The 15472-nt window shown below is 70.5% G+C and carries 19 protein-coding genes and 1 tRNA gene; 7 read left to right on the top strand and 13 right to left on the bottom strand.

The window, feature by feature from the left end:
- Positions 1–291: a hypothetical protein gene (locus G406_RS0112360; protein ID WP_051341992.1), complete on the bottom strand. Its 291-nt coding sequence runs from the start codon at positions 289–291 to the stop codon at positions 1–3.
- Between the two features lie 394 nt (positions 292–685).
- Between G406_RS0112360 and G406_RS46425 the strand changes: the two genes are divergently transcribed.
- Positions 686–2968 carry a heterodisulfide reductase-related iron-sulfur binding cluster gene (locus G406_RS46425; protein ID WP_169736683.1) on the top strand — a complete coding sequence of 761 codons (2283 nt, stop codon included), beginning with the start codon at positions 686–688 and terminating at the stop codon, positions 2966–2968.
- Positions 2969–3011: 43 nt separating this feature from the next.
- Here G406_RS46425 and G406_RS57775 read toward each other — a convergent pair whose 3' ends face one another.
- The 5 genes from G406_RS57775 to dcd all read right to left on the bottom strand — a co-directional run bounded on the left by G406_RS57775 (position 3012) and on the right by dcd (position 6118).
- Positions 3012–3665, bottom strand: coding sequence for a hypothetical protein (locus tag G406_RS57775; RefSeq protein ID WP_169736682.1), 654 nt, complete (start codon positions 3663–3665; stop codon positions 3012–3014).
- 87 nt (positions 3666–3752) lie between these two features.
- Complete coding sequence (locus G406_RS0112345) at positions 3753–4550, bottom strand: hypothetical protein (protein ID WP_028934076.1); 798 nt, start codon at positions 4548–4550, stop codon at positions 3753–3755.
- A 149-nt stretch (positions 4551–4699) separates the two neighbouring features.
- Positions 4700–4801, bottom strand: coding sequence for a type II toxin-antitoxin system HicB family antitoxin (locus tag G406_RS59700; protein ID WP_425414586.1), 102 nt, complete (start codon positions 4799–4801; stop codon positions 4700–4702).
- Positions 4798–5460: a hypothetical protein gene (locus tag G406_RS0112340; protein WP_156934816.1), complete on the bottom strand. Its 663-nt coding sequence runs from the start codon at positions 5458–5460 to the stop codon at positions 4798–4800. The genes G406_RS59700 and G406_RS0112340 overlap by 4 nt, the downstream gene beginning before the upstream one ends.
- A gap of 76 nt (positions 5461–5536) precedes the next feature.
- The gene (dcd, locus tag G406_RS0112335) at positions 5537–6118 is read right to left on the bottom strand and encodes a dCTP deaminase (protein WP_028934074.1); all 582 of its coding nucleotides are present in this window, start codon (positions 6116–6118) and stop codon (positions 5537–5539) included.
- 89 nt (positions 6119–6207) lie between these two features.
- Here dcd and G406_RS0112330 point away from each other — a divergent pair.
- Both G406_RS0112330 and G406_RS56760 read left to right on the top strand, forming a co-directional pair.
- A tRNA-Gly gene (locus G406_RS0112330) sits at positions 6208–6281 on the top strand.
- 243 nt (positions 6282–6524) lie between these two features.
- Positions 6525–6677, top strand: a complete 153-nt coding sequence (locus tag G406_RS56760) for a hypothetical protein (protein WP_156934815.1) — start codon at positions 6525–6527, stop codon at positions 6675–6677.
- Here G406_RS56760 and G406_RS0112315 read toward each other — a convergent pair.
- The gene (locus tag G406_RS0112315) at positions 6674–7582 is read right to left on the bottom strand and encodes a LysR family transcriptional regulator (RefSeq protein WP_084216006.1); all 909 of its coding nucleotides are present in this window, start codon (positions 7580–7582) and stop codon (positions 6674–6676) included. The two genes, G406_RS56760 and G406_RS0112315, sit on opposite strands and share 4 nt — an antisense overlap.
- An 82-nt stretch (positions 7583–7664) precedes the next feature.
- On the opposite strand from G406_RS0112315, the gene G406_RS0112310 reads away from it, so the two are divergent.
- Positions 7665–8552 carry an SDR family NAD(P)-dependent oxidoreductase gene (locus G406_RS0112310; RefSeq protein WP_028934072.1) on the top strand — a complete coding sequence of 296 codons (888 nt, stop codon included), beginning with the start codon at positions 7665–7667 and terminating at the stop codon, positions 8550–8552.
- Here G406_RS0112310 and G406_RS46415 read toward each other — a convergent pair.
- The 3 genes from G406_RS46415 to G406_RS0112295 are packed head-to-tail and all read right to left on the bottom strand — an operon-like array spanning position 8501 to position 10396.
- Positions 8501–9130: a cation efflux transmembrane domain-containing protein gene (locus G406_RS46415; protein WP_051342024.1), complete on the bottom strand. Its 630-nt coding sequence runs from the start codon at positions 9128–9130 to the stop codon at positions 8501–8503. The genes G406_RS0112310 and G406_RS46415 overlap by 52 nt on opposite strands.
- Positions 9130–9459: an ArsR/SmtB family transcription factor gene (locus tag G406_RS0112300; protein ID WP_028934071.1), complete on the bottom strand. Its 330-nt coding sequence runs from the start codon at positions 9457–9459 to the stop codon at positions 9130–9132. Before G406_RS0112300 ends, G406_RS46415 begins: the two co-directional genes overlap by 1 nt.
- A 43-nt stretch (positions 9460–9502) precedes the next feature.
- Positions 9503–10396 carry an AraC-like ligand-binding domain-containing protein gene (locus tag G406_RS0112295; protein WP_156934814.1) on the bottom strand — a complete coding sequence of 298 codons (894 nt, stop codon included), beginning with the start codon at positions 10394–10396 and terminating at the stop codon, positions 9503–9505.
- 113 nt (positions 10397–10509) lie between these two features.
- Between G406_RS0112295 and G406_RS0112290 the strand changes: the two genes are divergently transcribed.
- Positions 10510–10899: a cupin domain-containing protein gene (locus tag G406_RS0112290; protein ID WP_028934069.1), complete on the top strand. Its 390-nt coding sequence runs from the start codon at positions 10510–10512 to the stop codon at positions 10897–10899.
- On the opposite strand, the gene G406_RS46410 is transcribed toward G406_RS0112290, so the two are convergent.
- Both G406_RS46410 and G406_RS0112280 read right to left on the bottom strand, forming a co-directional pair.
- Complete coding sequence (locus G406_RS46410) at positions 10896–11420, bottom strand: universal stress protein (RefSeq protein WP_037076280.1); 525 nt, start codon at positions 11418–11420, stop codon at positions 10896–10898. The genes G406_RS0112290 and G406_RS46410 overlap by 4 nt on opposite strands.
- Positions 11421–11613: 193 nt before the next feature.
- Entirely contained in the window at positions 11614–12954 is a 1341-nt protein-coding gene (locus G406_RS0112280) for a protoporphyrinogen/coproporphyrinogen oxidase (RefSeq protein ID WP_156934813.1), read from the bottom strand.
- Positions 12955–13121: 167 nt separating this feature from the next.
- On the opposite strand from G406_RS0112280, the gene G406_RS0112275 reads away from it, so the two are divergent.
- On the top strand, positions 13122–13997 hold the full coding sequence (locus G406_RS0112275; RefSeq protein WP_028934067.1) for a sigma-70 family RNA polymerase sigma factor: 876 nt from the start codon (positions 13122–13124) through the stop codon (positions 13995–13997).
- Here the strand turns inward: G406_RS0112275 and G406_RS46405 are convergent.
- Complete coding sequence (locus G406_RS46405) at positions 13942–14598, bottom strand: TetR/AcrR family transcriptional regulator (RefSeq protein WP_245607093.1); 657 nt, start codon at positions 14596–14598, stop codon at positions 13942–13944. The two genes, G406_RS0112275 and G406_RS46405, sit on opposite strands and share 56 nt — an antisense overlap.
- Positions 14599–14685: 87 nt before the next feature.
- Between G406_RS46405 and G406_RS0112265 the strand changes: the two genes are divergently transcribed.
- A complete protein-coding gene (locus G406_RS0112265; RefSeq protein ID WP_028934066.1) occupies positions 14686–15180 on the top strand; it encodes a hypothetical protein in 495 nt (164 codons plus the stop codon).
- The last annotated feature ends 292 nt before the right edge of the window (positions 15181–15472 follow it).

The raw sequence follows: 15472 nt of genomic DNA, 5'->3' as shown, positions 1-15472 counted from the left end.
TCACCCAACGATGAGGTTGGCGAGGAACTGGCCCACGTCGCCCGCCTTGCCGGACACCGCGATGCCCAGCGCGACCAGGCCGACCAGTAATCCCACGCCTCGGCGCGCGACGCCGGCGTTGTCGCCCCGGCCACCGATCCAGAGCAGAATCACCGCGATCACCAGTAGCAACAACGGCACGATGTTGCCGGTGATCCAGGTCTGCAGGTTCTGGGTGCCGAGCTCCTTGCCCTGTTCCTGCGCCAGAAACTGGCCGGCCCCTGCTGTGACCGCGGCGAACGGGCTGGTCATGACGGCTCCTCACGTAGCTGCACGGCCTGGGCGCACCCACCCGGCCGGGTGAAAGCCGACTGCTCCCCGTCGGCGCCTGCTCCCCAAGAACTGGCCACGCGAATCCTAGGACGAGCGATGCGTGCCAGTCCGGAGAACGGGCGGGAAACCCCGAAGATTGCCGGAAAAACCTGCCGAGAGTGCTACCGGTCGCCCGGAAGAGTGTCCTCGCGGTTCTCCCGGGTCCGTGGGCGCGACGCGCGAGACATCACACATTGTGACCCACGGCGCACATCTGGCTCGTTTCAGTTTAGTTACCGTTCAGTAGGTAAGGCTCCCCTCATGCGTGGCATACCAAACGTCCAGCTCCGGCGGGGGTTACTCTCACCCGCAAGACCCACCGGGAGGAACAACCGTGATCGCGCGAATGGTGGTCGGCCTAGTACTGACGGTGCTCGTACTCGCTGTCGCCGGCCGACGGGCGTGGTGGCTGTACAAGCTGATCAGCTCAGGCCAACCCGCACATGACCGAACCGACCAGCTGGGCGCTCGACTGCGCACCCAGTTCGTCGAAGTGCTCGGGCAGCGGAAGCTGCTCAAATGGTCGATACCGGGGCTAGCGCACCTGTTCACCATGTGGGCGTTCATCATCCTGCTGACCGTCTACATCGAGGCCTACGGCGCGTTGTTCGACGAGAAGTTCGCGATCCCGATCATCGGCCACTGGGCCGCGCTCGGGTTCCTGCAGGACTTCATCGCGTTCATGGTGCTGGTCTCGCTCGTGGTGTTCACCGTCATCCGGATCCGGCAGGCGCCCGAGCGGCGCCAGCGCGAGTCCCGGTTCTACGGCTCGCACACCGGGCCCGCCTGGTTCATCCTGTTCATGATCTTCAACGTGGTGTGGACGCTGTTCTTCTTCCGCGCCGTGTCCTCGGCCGCCGGGAACTCGCCGTACACCTCGGGCGCCTGGATCTCGATCGGCCTCGGCGTGCCCTTCGAGGGGCTGTCGCACACCACGCTGTTCATCCTGGAGACCGTCGGCCTGATGCTGCACATCGGCGTCATGCTGGCGTTCCTGATCATCGTGCTGTACTCCAAGCACCTGCACATCTTCGTCGCGCCGATCAACGTCGCGGCCAAGCGGCTGCCCAAGGGCCTCGGCCCGCTACTGCCGATGGAGTCCGGCGGCAAGCCGATCGACTTCGAGGACCCGGGCGAGGACGACACCTTCGGTCGCGGCAAGATCGAGGACTTCACCTGGAAGGGCATGCTCGACTTCGCCACCTGCACCGAGTGCGGGCGTTGTCAGTCGCAGTGCCCGGCCTGGAACACCGGCAAGCCGCTGTCCCCGAAGCTCGTCATCATGGACCTGCGGGACCACCTGTTCGCCAAGGCGCCGTACCTCATCGGCGGCAAGGACATGCCCGAAGAGGGCGCGGTCGAGGTGGCCGGCAACGCCGACGCACACGGCCACGGCGTTCCCGAGTCCGGCTTCGGGCGGGTCACCGGGTCCGGCGAGGAGCAGGCGGCGCGTCCGCTGGTCGGCACCCTGGAGGCCGGCGGCGTCATCGACCCGGACGTCCTGTGGTCCTGTACGTCCTGCGGCGCGTGTGTCGAGCAGTGCCCGGTCGACATCGAGCACGTCGACCACATCATCGACATGCGCCGCCACCAGGTGCTGATCGAGTCGGAGTTCCCCAGCGAGCTGTCGGTGCTGTTCAAGAACCTGGAGAACAAGGGCAACCCCTGGGGACAGAACGCCAAGGACCGCCTGGAGTGGACGAAGGGCCTCGACTTCGAGGTCCCCGTGTTCGAGGGCGAGCTGTCCGACGACACCGAGTACCTGTTCTGGGTCGGCTGCGCGGGCGCCTACGACGACAACGCCAAGAAGACCGTCAAGGCCACCGCGGAGCTGCTGCACCGAGCCGGCGTCGGTTACGTCGTGCTCGGCCCGGAGGAGACCTGCACCGGTGACCCGGCGCGGCGCTCCGGCAACGAGTTCGTCTTCCAGATGCTGGCGCAGCAGAACGTCGAGGTGCTCAACACGGTCTTCGAGGGCCGCGAGCCGGGCAAGCGCAAGATCGTCACCACCTGCCCGCACTGCCTGAACACCCTGGGCCGGGAGTACCCGCAGCTGGACGGGCACTACGAGGTCGTGCACCACACGCAGCTGCTGAACAAGCTGGTCCGCGAGGGCAAGTTGGTTCCGGTCGCCGCCCCGGAAGGCGGCACGGACGTGACCTACCACGACCCGTGCTACCTCGGCCGGCACAACGGCGTCTACGAGGAGCCGCGCGAGCTGGTCGGTGCGGCCGGCGCCAAGCTGACCGAGATGCCCCGGCACGCGGACCGTTCGATGTGCTGCGGCGCGGGCGGTGCGCGGATGTGGATGGAGGAGCACATCGGCAAGCGGGTCAACCTGGCCCGCACCGAGGAGGCGCTGGCCACCGAGGCCAAGCAGATCGCCACCGGGTGCCCGTTCTGCCGCACGATGCTCACCGACGGCCTGACCGAGAAGCAGAGCGAGGGCGCGAGCGAGGACGTCGAGGTCCTGGACGTCTCGCAGATGCTGCTCGCCTCGGTCAAGCGCGGCGACCCGAGCACGAACGGCAACTCCAACGGCAAGGCGCACTCGCCGGAACCGGCCGAGCCCGCTGAACCGGCCGAGCCCGCCAAGTCCGGCGACTCGGAGAACTGACCGACCGGTGGGGCGGAGCCGCCGGCTCCGCCCCACCGCCGTCCTACGCCGGAACCGTCACCTTCGGGACCTGTGCCAACGCCACGGCGTTGACCTCCTTCGGCCGGGTCTGCTTGAGGTTCTTCAAGAAGTCCTCGCGGCCCTTGCCATATGCACGCAGGCTCAGCCCGTACAGCTGGGTCGCCTTCTTACCGGCCAGCGTCGCCGGGACGTACCGGTAGACGTTCCACTCGATGAAGTCCTCACCGGCCTGGGTCTTGCCGGCGAGCACGAAGTCGAGCAGCGCCTCACCGGTCTCCTGTTTGACCCGCACGTCGTAGTTCACCACCGGGTCGGTCTTCTTGCGCTGGTCGAGCGCGGTGACCTGGGTCTTGACCGCGTCCGCCACGGCGGCGCCGCCGACCAGCTCGACCTGCAGCATCCGCTGGTAGCTGTCCAGCTGCTGACCCGAGGGCAGGTACTCCTGGCGGTAGTAGGTCGGCTTCGGTTTGCTGCTGGCGGCGAGACTGTGGTCGATGCCGTCCAGACTGAGCGGGCCGGGCACGCCGATCAGGTCCGGGGCGGTGGGCGTCGGCGCGACCGATGCGGCTCCCGAGCCCGGCGCGGTGCCGGTACCGGCGGCCCCGCACGCGGTCAGGGACACCGTCGCGGTCACCAGCACAACCGCCTTGCACACCGTCTGCCATCGTCGTGACACGTTCGCTCCGTCCGGCCCGGGGGAACCGCGCGCCGGGCCGGCGAGCGGGCCTGTATCGGGCGCGACGGTACCCAAGCTGAGCGGGTATCAGCTCCCGCAGGGGGTGTACCCGGTGATCAGGTAGCTGCTGCCCTCGTGCCGGCGCAGTTCGAGCCTGCCCAGCACCGGCCCCGGCGCGGTGGTGCCCGCCGGCCACACCGCGCAACCGTCGACGGTCGCGGTGCCGTCCGCGCGTTTCGTCACGGTGCCCTTCGGCAGCCTCGGGTTCGAGTACTTGCCGGGGTTGGTGACCCTGCCGTGCATCCGGCGCACGGCGTCGACGCAGGACGGCGCACCCTCCGCCGCCGCGAGCTGCTCACCGCCCGGTGATCCGAGCAGACCGCACGCCTTCACCTCCTGTCCGTACGCGATGTCCGATGTGATCGCACCCAGGAACGCCTCCGCCGGCAACGCCATCCGGCTCGCCCGGTACTGCTGGTCGGCCGCCGCCTGTTCGGCCTGCAGCTGCGTGGCCGTCCGGTAGTGGCTGATGCCGTATCCGGCGCCGAACGCCACGACCATGACCACGCCGACGGCGACCACCCACCAGTCCGGCAGCCGCACGAACCCGACACCGAGCACCGCGAGCCCCGCCGCAAGGCCCCACGCCCACGGATCGCTGCGCGCCGCCATCAGCACCACGACCACCAGGCCCGCGAGGTGTGGCGCCCAGCCGAGCAGCAACCGGTCCAGCCGCAGCAGGTACAGCAGCACCAACACGCCGAGCCCGATGACCACCGGCCACCACGACCAGCCCGCGAACGGCCACAACAATCCGACGGCGGCCAGCAGGATCAGCCCGGCGAGAACCCGGATCGGCCACCGCTGCCGGCCGGCACGGTCCACCCGGGGACGCCGCGACCACGGCGGCCATCCCGCTCGAACGGACCGGACTGAAGTGGAAGTCGCTCGCTCATCCATGGCCGCCCGAGAGTAGCCGTGTCACCACCACGAGGCCTGGTATCGGCACGCGGTGGACCGTTCGGCGTGTGTCCTCAGGCCGCCGTGGTGATCGTGGTGACCGCGACACACCCAGGAAGGTCCGGGCTGTAGGCGCCGAAGCTCCCGGAGTCGCCACACTCGAGGTCAGTGCTCACCGCCTGCCCCGCGGACCGCCGCGCCCTCCCGCGCCCGGTCGGGTACCTCCACGGCCCGGGGCACGGCGGGGTGGAGCCTTGCCTCGGCGCTGAGTGGGCAGAGGTGTGTCGAACAGCGCGAGTGCGCCCTCCCGCCCCGGCGGGAACAGGATGTCCGGAACGAGCACACCCTCGTTCAGCAGCGCGGTGAGGTAGCCGACCGTCTCCCGGTAGGGCAGTTGGCACTCGCACGGGATCGGCGACGGGTCGTCCACCGGGCGGGGACGGCCGCCGAAGTCGAGGCCCCCGTAGCAGATCAGCGGCTTGCGCAGCTCCCATAACGGGTCACTCCTCGGATCGAACCGGCCCGTGTCGTGGAGGAAGTCGAACCACTGCCAGACCGAGGGGACCACCTCGACCGAGCAGTCCCTGACACCCGCGAGCGCACACCAGCTCGCGATGCCGTCGCTGAGCAGCGCGCGGACACCGACCCGGGTCCACACGAACGGCGCGCCCGTGCCCACGCCCTCCGATTCGGCACCGGCACAGATCAGCGCGAACACGTCGGCGTCGGCCGGCACACCGCGCGCCGCGCACCAGCGCAGCGCCTCGGCGATCACCTGCTCGTGCCGGTCACGCGTCGGGGCGACTGCCTTCGCCACAGAAACAGACGTACCCATGACAAGCTCCTCGTGTCGAATGGATGTTCGATACGAGGATGATGCCGGAAGGGTCTGACAGTTTTGGGCGACGCGGTCAGCGGCGGGTGTCGACCCGGTGGAAGTTGAGGTAGGCGCGTGACTGGGTCGGCCCGCGCTGCCCCTGGTAGCGGGAGCCGGCCTCGGCGCTGCCGTACGGATGTTCGGCGGGGCTGGACAGCCGGAACAGGCACAGCTGACCGATCTTCATCCCCGGCCACAACGTGATCGGCAGGTTCGCCACGTTCGACAGCTCGAGCGTGATGTGCCCGGTGAAGCCCGGGTCGATGAACCCGGCCGTCGAGTGCGTGAGCAGCCCGAGACGGCCGAGGCTCGACTTGCCCTCCAACCGACCGGCGAGATCGTCCGGCAGGCCCACCGACTCGAACGTCGAACCCAGCACGAACTCGCCGGGATGCAGCACGAACGGGTCGTCGCCCTCCGGCTCCACCGAGGTCGTCAGCTCGTCCTGCTGCTCGCGCGGATCGATGTGGGTGTAGCGCGAGTTCTGGAAGACGCGGAAGTACCGGTCCAGCCGCACATCGATGCTGGACGGCTGCAACATCGCGGAATCCCAGGGGTCCAACACGAGCCGCCCGGAGTCGAGCTCCTTGCGTAGATCACCGTCCGAGAGCAGCACGCCGTCACCCTACCGGCTCACTCACCGAGGCCAGTGTCACCCTGATGGCGCCGCCGAGGATGGTGCTAAGCTCGCTCTCGAAGCACCGCGCGGATGTAGTTCAATGGTAGAACATCAGCTTCCCAAGCTGAATACGCGGGTTCGATTCCCGTCATCCGCTCCACCAACAAAGGCCCAGGTCAGACGATGTCTACATCGGACCTGGGTCTTCGTCGTGTCTGGCCTCGAAGCAACGGCGCCACCTCGCAGAGCGTCGTGTTGCGTCACAGACGCCGCAGTGTCTGCGACGCGACGTGAAGCTCTGCGAAGTCGAGTTCGGCGACGGTCACGGGTGCGTCCTGCCCGCACACCGGGCCGAAGTAATTGAGCTCGCTCAGCCGTCCTGTTCTTCCCTATCGTCTCGCGTATGAGTGATTCCACGCGCGGTCGCAACCGGTTCGTGCTGACCGCCGGTACCGGCTTGATCATCGGTGTGGTCGCCAGCATCGTGACGGGCATGTGGTGGCTCGTCGCGGTGGGTCTTGCTCTCGGCGCGGGCGCGTCCGGCCTGCGCCGCTAACGGGTCGCGTGCCGGACGAAGCTCGCCGTCTCCTGTGAGGTCGCCGACGGGGCCCACACGATCCGCAGCTCGCTCGCGGACAGGCCGGCCACCTGGACGACGCTGATGCCGCGCAGCACCAGCTCCGGCAGCAACGACTCCGGGACGAATCCGATCGCGCCGCCCAGCCGGATGCCGGCGACGTACTGTGCCGCGTCCGACACGGACGGGCCGGGCGTCCACGCGTGTGGGGCCAGGTCCGTGCCGGTCCAGTAGGCGGTCTGCGCGGGCGTGTCCCCGGACCAGGTCGGGATCGTCGCGCCGTCGAGCTCGGCGCGTTCGATCACCCGGCGCGTCGCCAGCGGGTGATCGTCGGGGAGCAGCGCGACGCGCGGGTCTGCGCGGAACAGGTCGCTGTCCAGGCCCCGGAAGTCCATCGGTGAACGCACCAGCGTCACGTCCGTCACTCCGGTGCGCACCTCCTCCACCTGCGCGGACCCGTCCACCACCGCCGCCCGAACGCGACCGGGATGCTCGGCGTTGTAGGCGACGACGAGAGCCTCCAGCGCGTCGATGTCGCAGGCACGCGCGGTGACCCGCAGCTGCCGCGTGCCCCGGGCGGCGGTCGCCCGGGTGACCGCCGCCCGGGCGGCATCGTCGACGGCGCGGGCGTCGTCGCGCAGTGCCCTGCCCGCGTCCGTCAGCGTCGCGCCGTGCCGGTCACGCACGAACAGGTCCGCGCCGAGCATGGTCTCCACCGCCCGGATCGCCCGGGACAGCGCCGGTTGGGTCATGCCCAGCCGCGCGGCCGCGCCGGTGAACGTGCCCTCCTCGGCGACGGCCAGGACGTAGCGGAAATGCCTCAGCTCGATCTCCGGCTCCACACCCTCCAGCGTGCCAGACCAGCGGCGATGCCGGGCGGGCATGGCGTCATCCCACAGCGGCCTTGGACACCGCGACTGCTCGTCCTGTGTGCTGGCGACATCGGCAGGACGAGCGGAGGGGTCGATGAGAGCAGTCGTCACCGGCGGTACGAGGGGTATCGGCTTCCACGTGGCCATGGAGCTGCGGCGGCAGGGGTACGCCGTCACGGTCGTCGGCCGGGACCCGGACCACGGCGAGGCCGCCGTCGGGGCCATCGGCGGGGACACCCGGTTCCTGCGTGCCGATCTTTCGTCACTGGACGAGGTGCGCGCGCTCGGTGCGCGCCTCGCCGGGGAAGGCCCGCTGCGGCTGCTGGTGAACAACGTCGGCGGCATGTGGTCGACACGCTGGGAGACCGTTGACGGGATCGAGGCCGCGTTCGCGCTGAACCATCTGTCCCCCACCGTGCTGACCGATGCGCTGATCGACGCGCTGAAGGCGGGTGCTCCCAGCCGGATCATCGAGGTCAGCTCGTCGTCGATCACCGTGGTCGACGGATCGCCGACGTACACCGAGGTCGAGGAGGGTGGGGAGTACTACGGGATGGCGGTCACCGGCCGGGCGAAGCTCGCGCACCTCGCGCACGCCCTGGACCTGGCCGAGCGGCTGAGCGGGAGCGGCATCAGCGTGTTCGTCGTCGATCCGCTCGGTCCGGCAGCGGCGGCGACGCCGAACGCCGCCGCGATGACCCCGGAGATCCTGCCGCCCGCGTTGCGGGGTCTCTGGGACGAGATTCAGCGGGGCCTGCGTCCCGCCGCCGAGGGTGCTCGGCCGATCGTCGCCGCCGCGACCGACCCGGCGTTCGACGGCGCGACCGGGCTGGTGCTCGGTCCGGACGGCGCGCCGTCGAAGGACCTGCTCCAGTTCCTCACCCCCGAGATCTCGGCGTCCGTTCGCGCGCTGACCCGTCGAGTGCTCGCTCAGCAGCACTCACCGGAACGATCCGGGACTCCGACCGCGCAGCAGTGCTGACCGCGCCATGCGTCGCGGCCTTCCTTCAGCGCGACGGCGGCGATGACCAGCGCGGCCACCGGGTCGGCCCACCACCAGCCGAACAGGCTGTTGACCCCGAGCCCGACCAGCAGCACCGCCGACAGGTACGTGCACAGCAGGGTCTGCTTGGAGTCGGCGACCGCACTGGCCGAGCCCAGCTCCCGCCCGGCCCGACGCTGCAGGCTCGACAATACGGGCATGATCAGCAATGACAGCGCGGCGAGCACCAACCCCACCGTGGAGTGCTCGGCACGTTCGGCGCCCAGCAGCGCCCGCCCGGACTCGACCGTGACGTAGGCGGCGAGCGCGAAGAAGGACACCGCGATGATCCGCAGCGCGGTCCGCTCCCGTCTGGCGTGGTCCGTGGCGGCGAACTGCCAGGCCACCGCGGCCGCCGAGGACACCTCGATGACCGAGTCCAGCCCGAATCCGATCAACGCCGTGGAGGACGCGGCGGCGCCGGCGCTGATCGCGACGACCGCCTCGACCACGTTGTAGGTGATCGTCGCGGCGACCAGCCACCGGATCCGGGTGGCCAGCCGGGCCGGGGCCGTCATCAGCAGCACTCCGCGTCGCCGCTGCCGGGGCAGCACGCCGGGTCGACGGCCAGCACGACGCCCAGCAGGTCACCGAGCGCATGCGCGAGCCGAGGGTCGGCGAGCTCGTACCGGGAGCGCCTGCCCTCGGGCACCGCCACGACGAGCCCGCACCCGCGCAGGCAGGCCAGATGGTTGGACAGGTTCTGCCGCGAGGTACCCAGCAGCTCCGCGAGCTGGGCCGGGTATCCGGGAGCCTCCCGCAGGGCCAGCAGCAACCGTGACCGGATCGGGTCGGACAGCGCGTGTCCGAACCGGGCGAGCACCTCGCCGTGCGTCAACGTCTCCACGACTCAACAGTACAGCGAGCGCTGAATAAAGCAACCACTGAACTCAGCGGACCCGCCAGCGTCCCGGCGTCGAGCCGGTCCGGCGGGTGAAGACCCGGATGAACACGGTGACGTCGGTGAACCCGACCCTGCGCGCGACCTGACCGACCGACAGCGCCGAGTAGCGCCCGTCGCCGAGCAGCCGTTGAGCGGCCCGTACCCGCTCGGCCCGGATGTACGCGGCCGGGCTGCCGCCGTCCTCGGCGAAGGCGAGCTGGAGCAGGCGCACGGACACTCGGCAGTGCGCGGCGATCGTCGAGGGGCTCAGGTCGGGGTCGGCGAGGTTGTCGTGGACGAACGCCCGCGCGGTCGTCACCAGGTGGCGCGTCGGCTCGGGCCGCGCGGCGCCCAGCACGCTCACCGCGAGTCCCGCCGCCGTCACGCCCAGCTCGTCGCGGTCCCGCGCGGAGAGCTCCTCGGTCGCGGCCAGCAGCTCGGTGGCGAAGGCGCGGAAGACCCGGACCAGGCCGCCGCGGGACGGACTGCGGCGCCGTTCGGGAGAGACGAGCGCCGAGGACGGGACGATCGTGCGCGGCGCCTGCAGGACGATCACCTGGCTGGGCCCGTCGAACTCCAGCTCGTAGGGCCGGTCGGCGACGTGCACGGACGCCGAACCAGGCCCGATGACCTGCTCGGTGCCCTCCTGCCGAACGGTCGCCGTGCCGGTGAGCGGGGACAGCAGGAGCAGGTCGTCGGACCCGTCCGCGCGCACGCCGCTCTCGTCCCGGCACACCCGGCACCGCCGCGTCCCGACGGCGGTCAGCCGCACGCCGCCACCCAGGTCGCACCGGCGCAGCGAACCCTCGAAACCGTCGTCCGCGCCTCGGACGCGCAACGAGATGAAGCTGTCCGTGATGATCTGGGCCCACCGCGCGGGGCTGTCCGTGACCACCTGCATGAGGCCTCCCTGCGCGAACCGTCGATGCTCCGTGCGCGAACCGTCGACCAGGTCACTCCGCGACGTCCTACCTTTCGCCGAACGGGTGTGCACGTCAATCAGAGGAGCAGACCATGACCACCGCAGCGTGGACGCACGTCATCGCCGACAGCGCCGCGTCCGAGTTCGTCCCGTTCGAGTACCCGGAGGCCGGGGGCACCGGACGTACCCGCACGTTCGGCGAGATCGCCGTCCAGCGCAGCACCGCGTACGACGGCACGGTCCACGTCGCGGCGTTCTGGCGGGTCGGGGCGACGACGTCACCGCTCTACGACGTTCCGATGGGGGACGAGTCGGGTTACGTCGTCCGGGGCCGCGTGACCATCGAGCTCGTCGACACCGGCGAGACGGTCGAGCTGAACGCCGGTGACCTGTACTCGTTCAAGAAGGGCACGATGACCCGTTGGACGTTTCACGAGCCGTTCGAGAAGTTCGTCGTCGTCACCGATGGGCGGGCAGGCTAGGGCCGGGTCAGCTCCTGCACCAGGCGGCGGCGCGCGAGCAGCCGGCTGACCGGTCCTCGGCCGAGGTCCCGTTCCCACGCGGGAGGTGGCACCGCGAGCACACAGCACCGGGCGTGCGCGGCGCACTGGGCGGCGACCGAACCGCCGCGCAGCCGCCGGAACGGTCCGCCGGTGCCCGAACCGACCACGAGCAGGTCGTCCGCGCGGTCGGCGATCCGGGTCAGCGTCGGCCCGGGCCGGCCCGGCGCGATGAACAGCCGGGTCGCCGGATCGGTGGGGACGGCCCCGACCGCCTGCTCCCAGGCGGCGTGCAGCCGCACCAGCGCGTCCGCCTCCCACACCCGGAAGACCTCGGCGACCGGGTCCCGCCGGACCGTACGGTCGTCACCCGCGTCCCACACCAGCACCGACCACAGGACCGCCCGCCGGGCACGGGCCTCGGCGACCGCCCGGCGCAGCGCGGCCAGGCTGCCCACCGAACCGCTCACTCCCACGACCACTCGCGCGATGACCTCGTCCACGACCCCAGCGCACCTCGCGCGGTCCGCTCGCACCACACCGCTGACGTGTCGTTGACGCCGTGACGGTGCGTCCTGACACGGTCCTGACACGGCTCACCAGGCTGAACCGCGCGCCTCGCAGACCGTGATGTCGCGTCGCAGACGCTGCAACATCCGCGACGCGACACGAGGCTCTGCGACGTGGTGCAACCGGCTAGCGGGCGCAGGCCCCGACACCGACGGCGGGGATCGTCGCCAGCCTGCGCAGCGTGCGGGCGGCGGCTCGGGTGCCGCTGCGCAGCGCACCCTCCAGGCAGGGCGCGTGCAGGTAGTCCCCCGCGAGGTCGACCGAGCCGGAGGACAGCGTCGACCGCAGCCGGGTCAGCCTGGCGATGTAGCCGGGTTCGAAGATCGGCACGAACCGCCGCTGGCGTCCCACGTGGCGGGCGGTGATCCGCTCGGCCATCCGGGGGCTCAGCTCGAGCAGCTCGGCCTCGAACCGGTCGCCCAGCGCGGCGTCGGAGAGCGCCTCGGCTCCGCTGTGCGGCGCGGCCCGGACACAGACCAGGCCGCCGGTCGGCGCGCGGTGGTCGAGGTAGCGGATGATCCCGATCATGCGGTCGCCGCGCCCGGTCGCGGGCAGGGTCGCCATCGCCAGCGGCGCGCCGGTCGAGTTGGTGGGGCCGACCGGGCTGCTCGTCCTGAAGTGGACGAAGTCCGCCCGCGAGTACCGCACCGTGCTCAGGAACTCGCGCGTCGGCGCGGGCGCACCGGGCCAGAGCCGTGCCGCGGTGTGCGCGTCGGTCGCGAGGATGGCCGCGCGGCTCAGGAACGCGAGCTCACCCTCGGTGCCGTGTGCGTCGACCCGCACCCCGTCCTCGGTCTCCTCGATCCGGGAGACCGTCACCCCGCACCGGACGTCCAGTGGCGCGGCCAGCTCGTCGATCACCGACGCCGCGCCACCGCGCAGCTCAACCGGCCGTTCGCGCACCATGCTCGGGCAGTGCGGCAGCAGCGTGTGGGACACCTCGTGCGGCTCGACGCCCCAGAACAGGCCGGTCAGCACACCGGCGTAGAAGGTGGCAGCTGACCTGCTGATCACCTCGCCCATCGATCGGATGTCGAGATTCGCGCTGGTCAGGACGTCACCGAGGTCCGCGCGTCCGAGCACGGCAGGGGCCGCGCCGGTCAGCAGCGAGAGCCGGTCCCTGACGCTCATCGCGGAGAACCCCAGCAGCCCGCGCAGGCCGCCGTGGTCGACGTGATGCCAGACGCCGTCGCGCCGCACCGCCGCGTTGTACCGGGACTCCGGTTCGATCGCGTCACCCGCGAGACCGAGCTGGTCGACGAGCGTGCACATCCCGGTGTGCGCCCGGGTGACGACGGCGCCGCCGAGCTCCACCCTGGCACCGTCCAGCACCCGGGTGCGTACCCGGCCGCCCGGGACGGCGTCGCCCTCCAGCACCACCGGCCGGTAGCCCCGGGCGCGCAGCTCGCGAGCGGCCGTCAGACCGGCGATGCCGGCCCCCACGACCACCACGTCCCGGGCTTCCATCCACACGTCCTCACGCACAGGTGACCAGACGTACGCCGATCAGCCGAAGATCCAGTGTGGTGTGTGTGACACCCGTCGCACATCGCCCGCTGGGAGGAGGAAAGCTCTCTCGAACGGACAGTCACATCTCAGCGGCGCGGCGGGTCAGTCGGGTAGGAGGTACCGCAATGGATGAGAACGACTGGCTGGCGCGACACTTCGAGGAGCAGCGGGGCCATCTGCACGCGGTCGCGTACCGCATGCTCGGCTCGACCGGCGAGGCGGACGACGCCGTGCAGGAGGCCTGGCTGCGGCTGAGCCGATCGGACACCCAGGATGTCCAGAACCTCGCGGGCTGGTTGACCACGGTCGTCGCGCGCGTGTCGCTCAACATGCTGCGCTCCCGTTCCACCCGCCGGGAGGAGCCGCTGGACGACATCGCCCCGGAGAGTCCCTCGACCGACCCGAATCCCGAGCAGCAGGCCGAGCTGGCCGACTCGGTAGGGCTCGCGCTGCTCGTGGTTCTGGAGACGCTGGCGCCGGCCGAGCGGCTCGCGTTCGTCCTGCACGACATGTTCGCCATGCCGTTCGAGGAGATCGCGCCGATCGTGGACCGTTCGCCTGCCGCCGCCCGCCAGCTGGCCAGTCGGGCCCGTCGCCGGGTGCAGGGCACCGCGACGGTCCCTCGGCCCGACCTGACCCGGCAGCGCGAGGTGGTGGACGCGTTCCTCGCGGCCGCGCGGGGCGGCGACTTCGACGCGCTGGTCGCCGTTCTCGATCCGGACGTGGTGCTGCGCACCGACGGGTTCACCGCGCCCGAGGGAACGCCGCGAGAGCTGCGTGGCGCCTCCGAGGTGGCCGGTCAGGCGCTGTTCTTCTCCCGGCGTTCGCCGTTCTCGGTGCCCGCGCTCGTCGACGGACGGGTCGGCCTGGTCGTGGCGCCCGGGGGCCGTCTGATGGTCGCGATGGCCGTCACGATCTCCGGCGATCGCATCACCGAGCTCGATGTCATCGGCGATCCGGCCCGGCTGGATCGGCTGGACCTGGCGATTCTGGGCAGGTGAGGTAGCGCATCAGCATGGCGACCAGCTCGCGGGAGAACCGCTCGGTGTCGTCGGGTGTGTCGGACGCGATGAACCGGTGCACCAGCGACTCGATCGCGCCGACGACGAGCCGGGCCGCCATGGCGACGTCGGCCACCCGCACCGAGGGGTCCTCGGCGAGCACCGCGGCCGCCATGGCGACGATCTGCCGTTCCGCCGAGTGCAGCGTCACCAGCAGCTCCGGCGGACGCGGCGCCTCCTCGAACAGCACACGGTGCAGCCGGGGCTGGTCGCGGTGCAGGTCGACGGTGGCCCGGACGAACAGCGTCAGCTTGTCGTGCAACGTCTCCGGCAGCGGCCCCTCGGCGAGCCTGCGGCGGATCAGCGTGAGCCCTTCCTCCGCGTGCGCGGTGACCAGCTCGGCGAGGATCGCGTCCTTGTTCGGGAAGTACTGGTACAGCGAGCCGATCGAATGCCCGGCGGCCTCCGCGATGCGGTTCGTGGTGCCCGCCGCGTAGCCGTGCTCGGCGAAAACGTGAGCAGCCGCCGCGAGCAGCCGCTGCCTCGTCTCCTGTGCACGTATCTGACGTGGGCTTTTCCTCGGTTCGAGGCGTTTCGTCACCACGTGATCCTCCGGGTAAAAGCGAGTAGCCAGACAACCGAGCAATTACTCACAATTTACCTCACAACCTCACGGAGGAGGCACATCATGCGAACCATTCACGTCGAGACCGAGCTGCCGACCAGCGCCGATGCCGTCTGGCAGGCCATGCAGCACGCCGAGTCGCTGCGCTACGTCACCCAGGGCCTGTTCAAGCTCCCCGCGCTGGCCGGCCGGACCCAGCCGTTCCGTCAGGGCGAGAGCGGCACCAGCTGGCTGGTGCTGTTCCACGTCCTGCCTGCCTGGCGCCACACCATCCGGCTCGAGCTGCTCGACCACGACACGCGCACGATGCGGTCCCAGGAGCACGGCGGGGTCATCAAGGGCTGGCGGCACACGCTGCACGTCGAACCGATCGACTCCGGACGCTGCCGCTACAGCGACACGGTGGACGTCGACGCCGGAGGCCTCACCGGTGTGGTCGCCGCGATCGGGACGCTGATGTACCGGATCCGGCAGCGCCGCTGGCAGACACTGACCCGTACCCACCTGCTGGCGTCCGGACCGAGCTGGGCGACGGCCGAACATCTGCCTCAGGGCTGACGAACACACAGCCCAAGGAGTGCGCAATTGAGGAAGTGCGCAGTTGAGGAGTCAGACAGGGAGCCGGTCCGCGAGAGTCGGTGGTCACGTGGACCGGCATCCCTACAGCACCCAACGAGGCGCCGACCCACTCGGTGACGCGATACGCGTGTGGCAGCTGAGAAACAGGCTCCGAGGCGCCGGTCGTGACCGGCCTGGATACCCACTGAGGATACTGTTCAACGCCACTCTTCCGAGTGATACCGGTGCTACTTGACCTCGTAACGGGGCTGTAAAGACCGGGGATTCGTCA

Source organism: Actinospineispora spinosispora DSM 44797 (assembly GCF_000429025.1).
GTDB classification, from domain to species: Bacteria; Actinomycetota; Actinomycetes; order Mycobacteriales; family Pseudonocardiaceae; genus Pseudonocardia; species Pseudonocardia spinosispora.
Note: the sequence above shows the minus strand (reverse complement) of the source record. Positions and strands in the feature narration are given on the sequence as shown.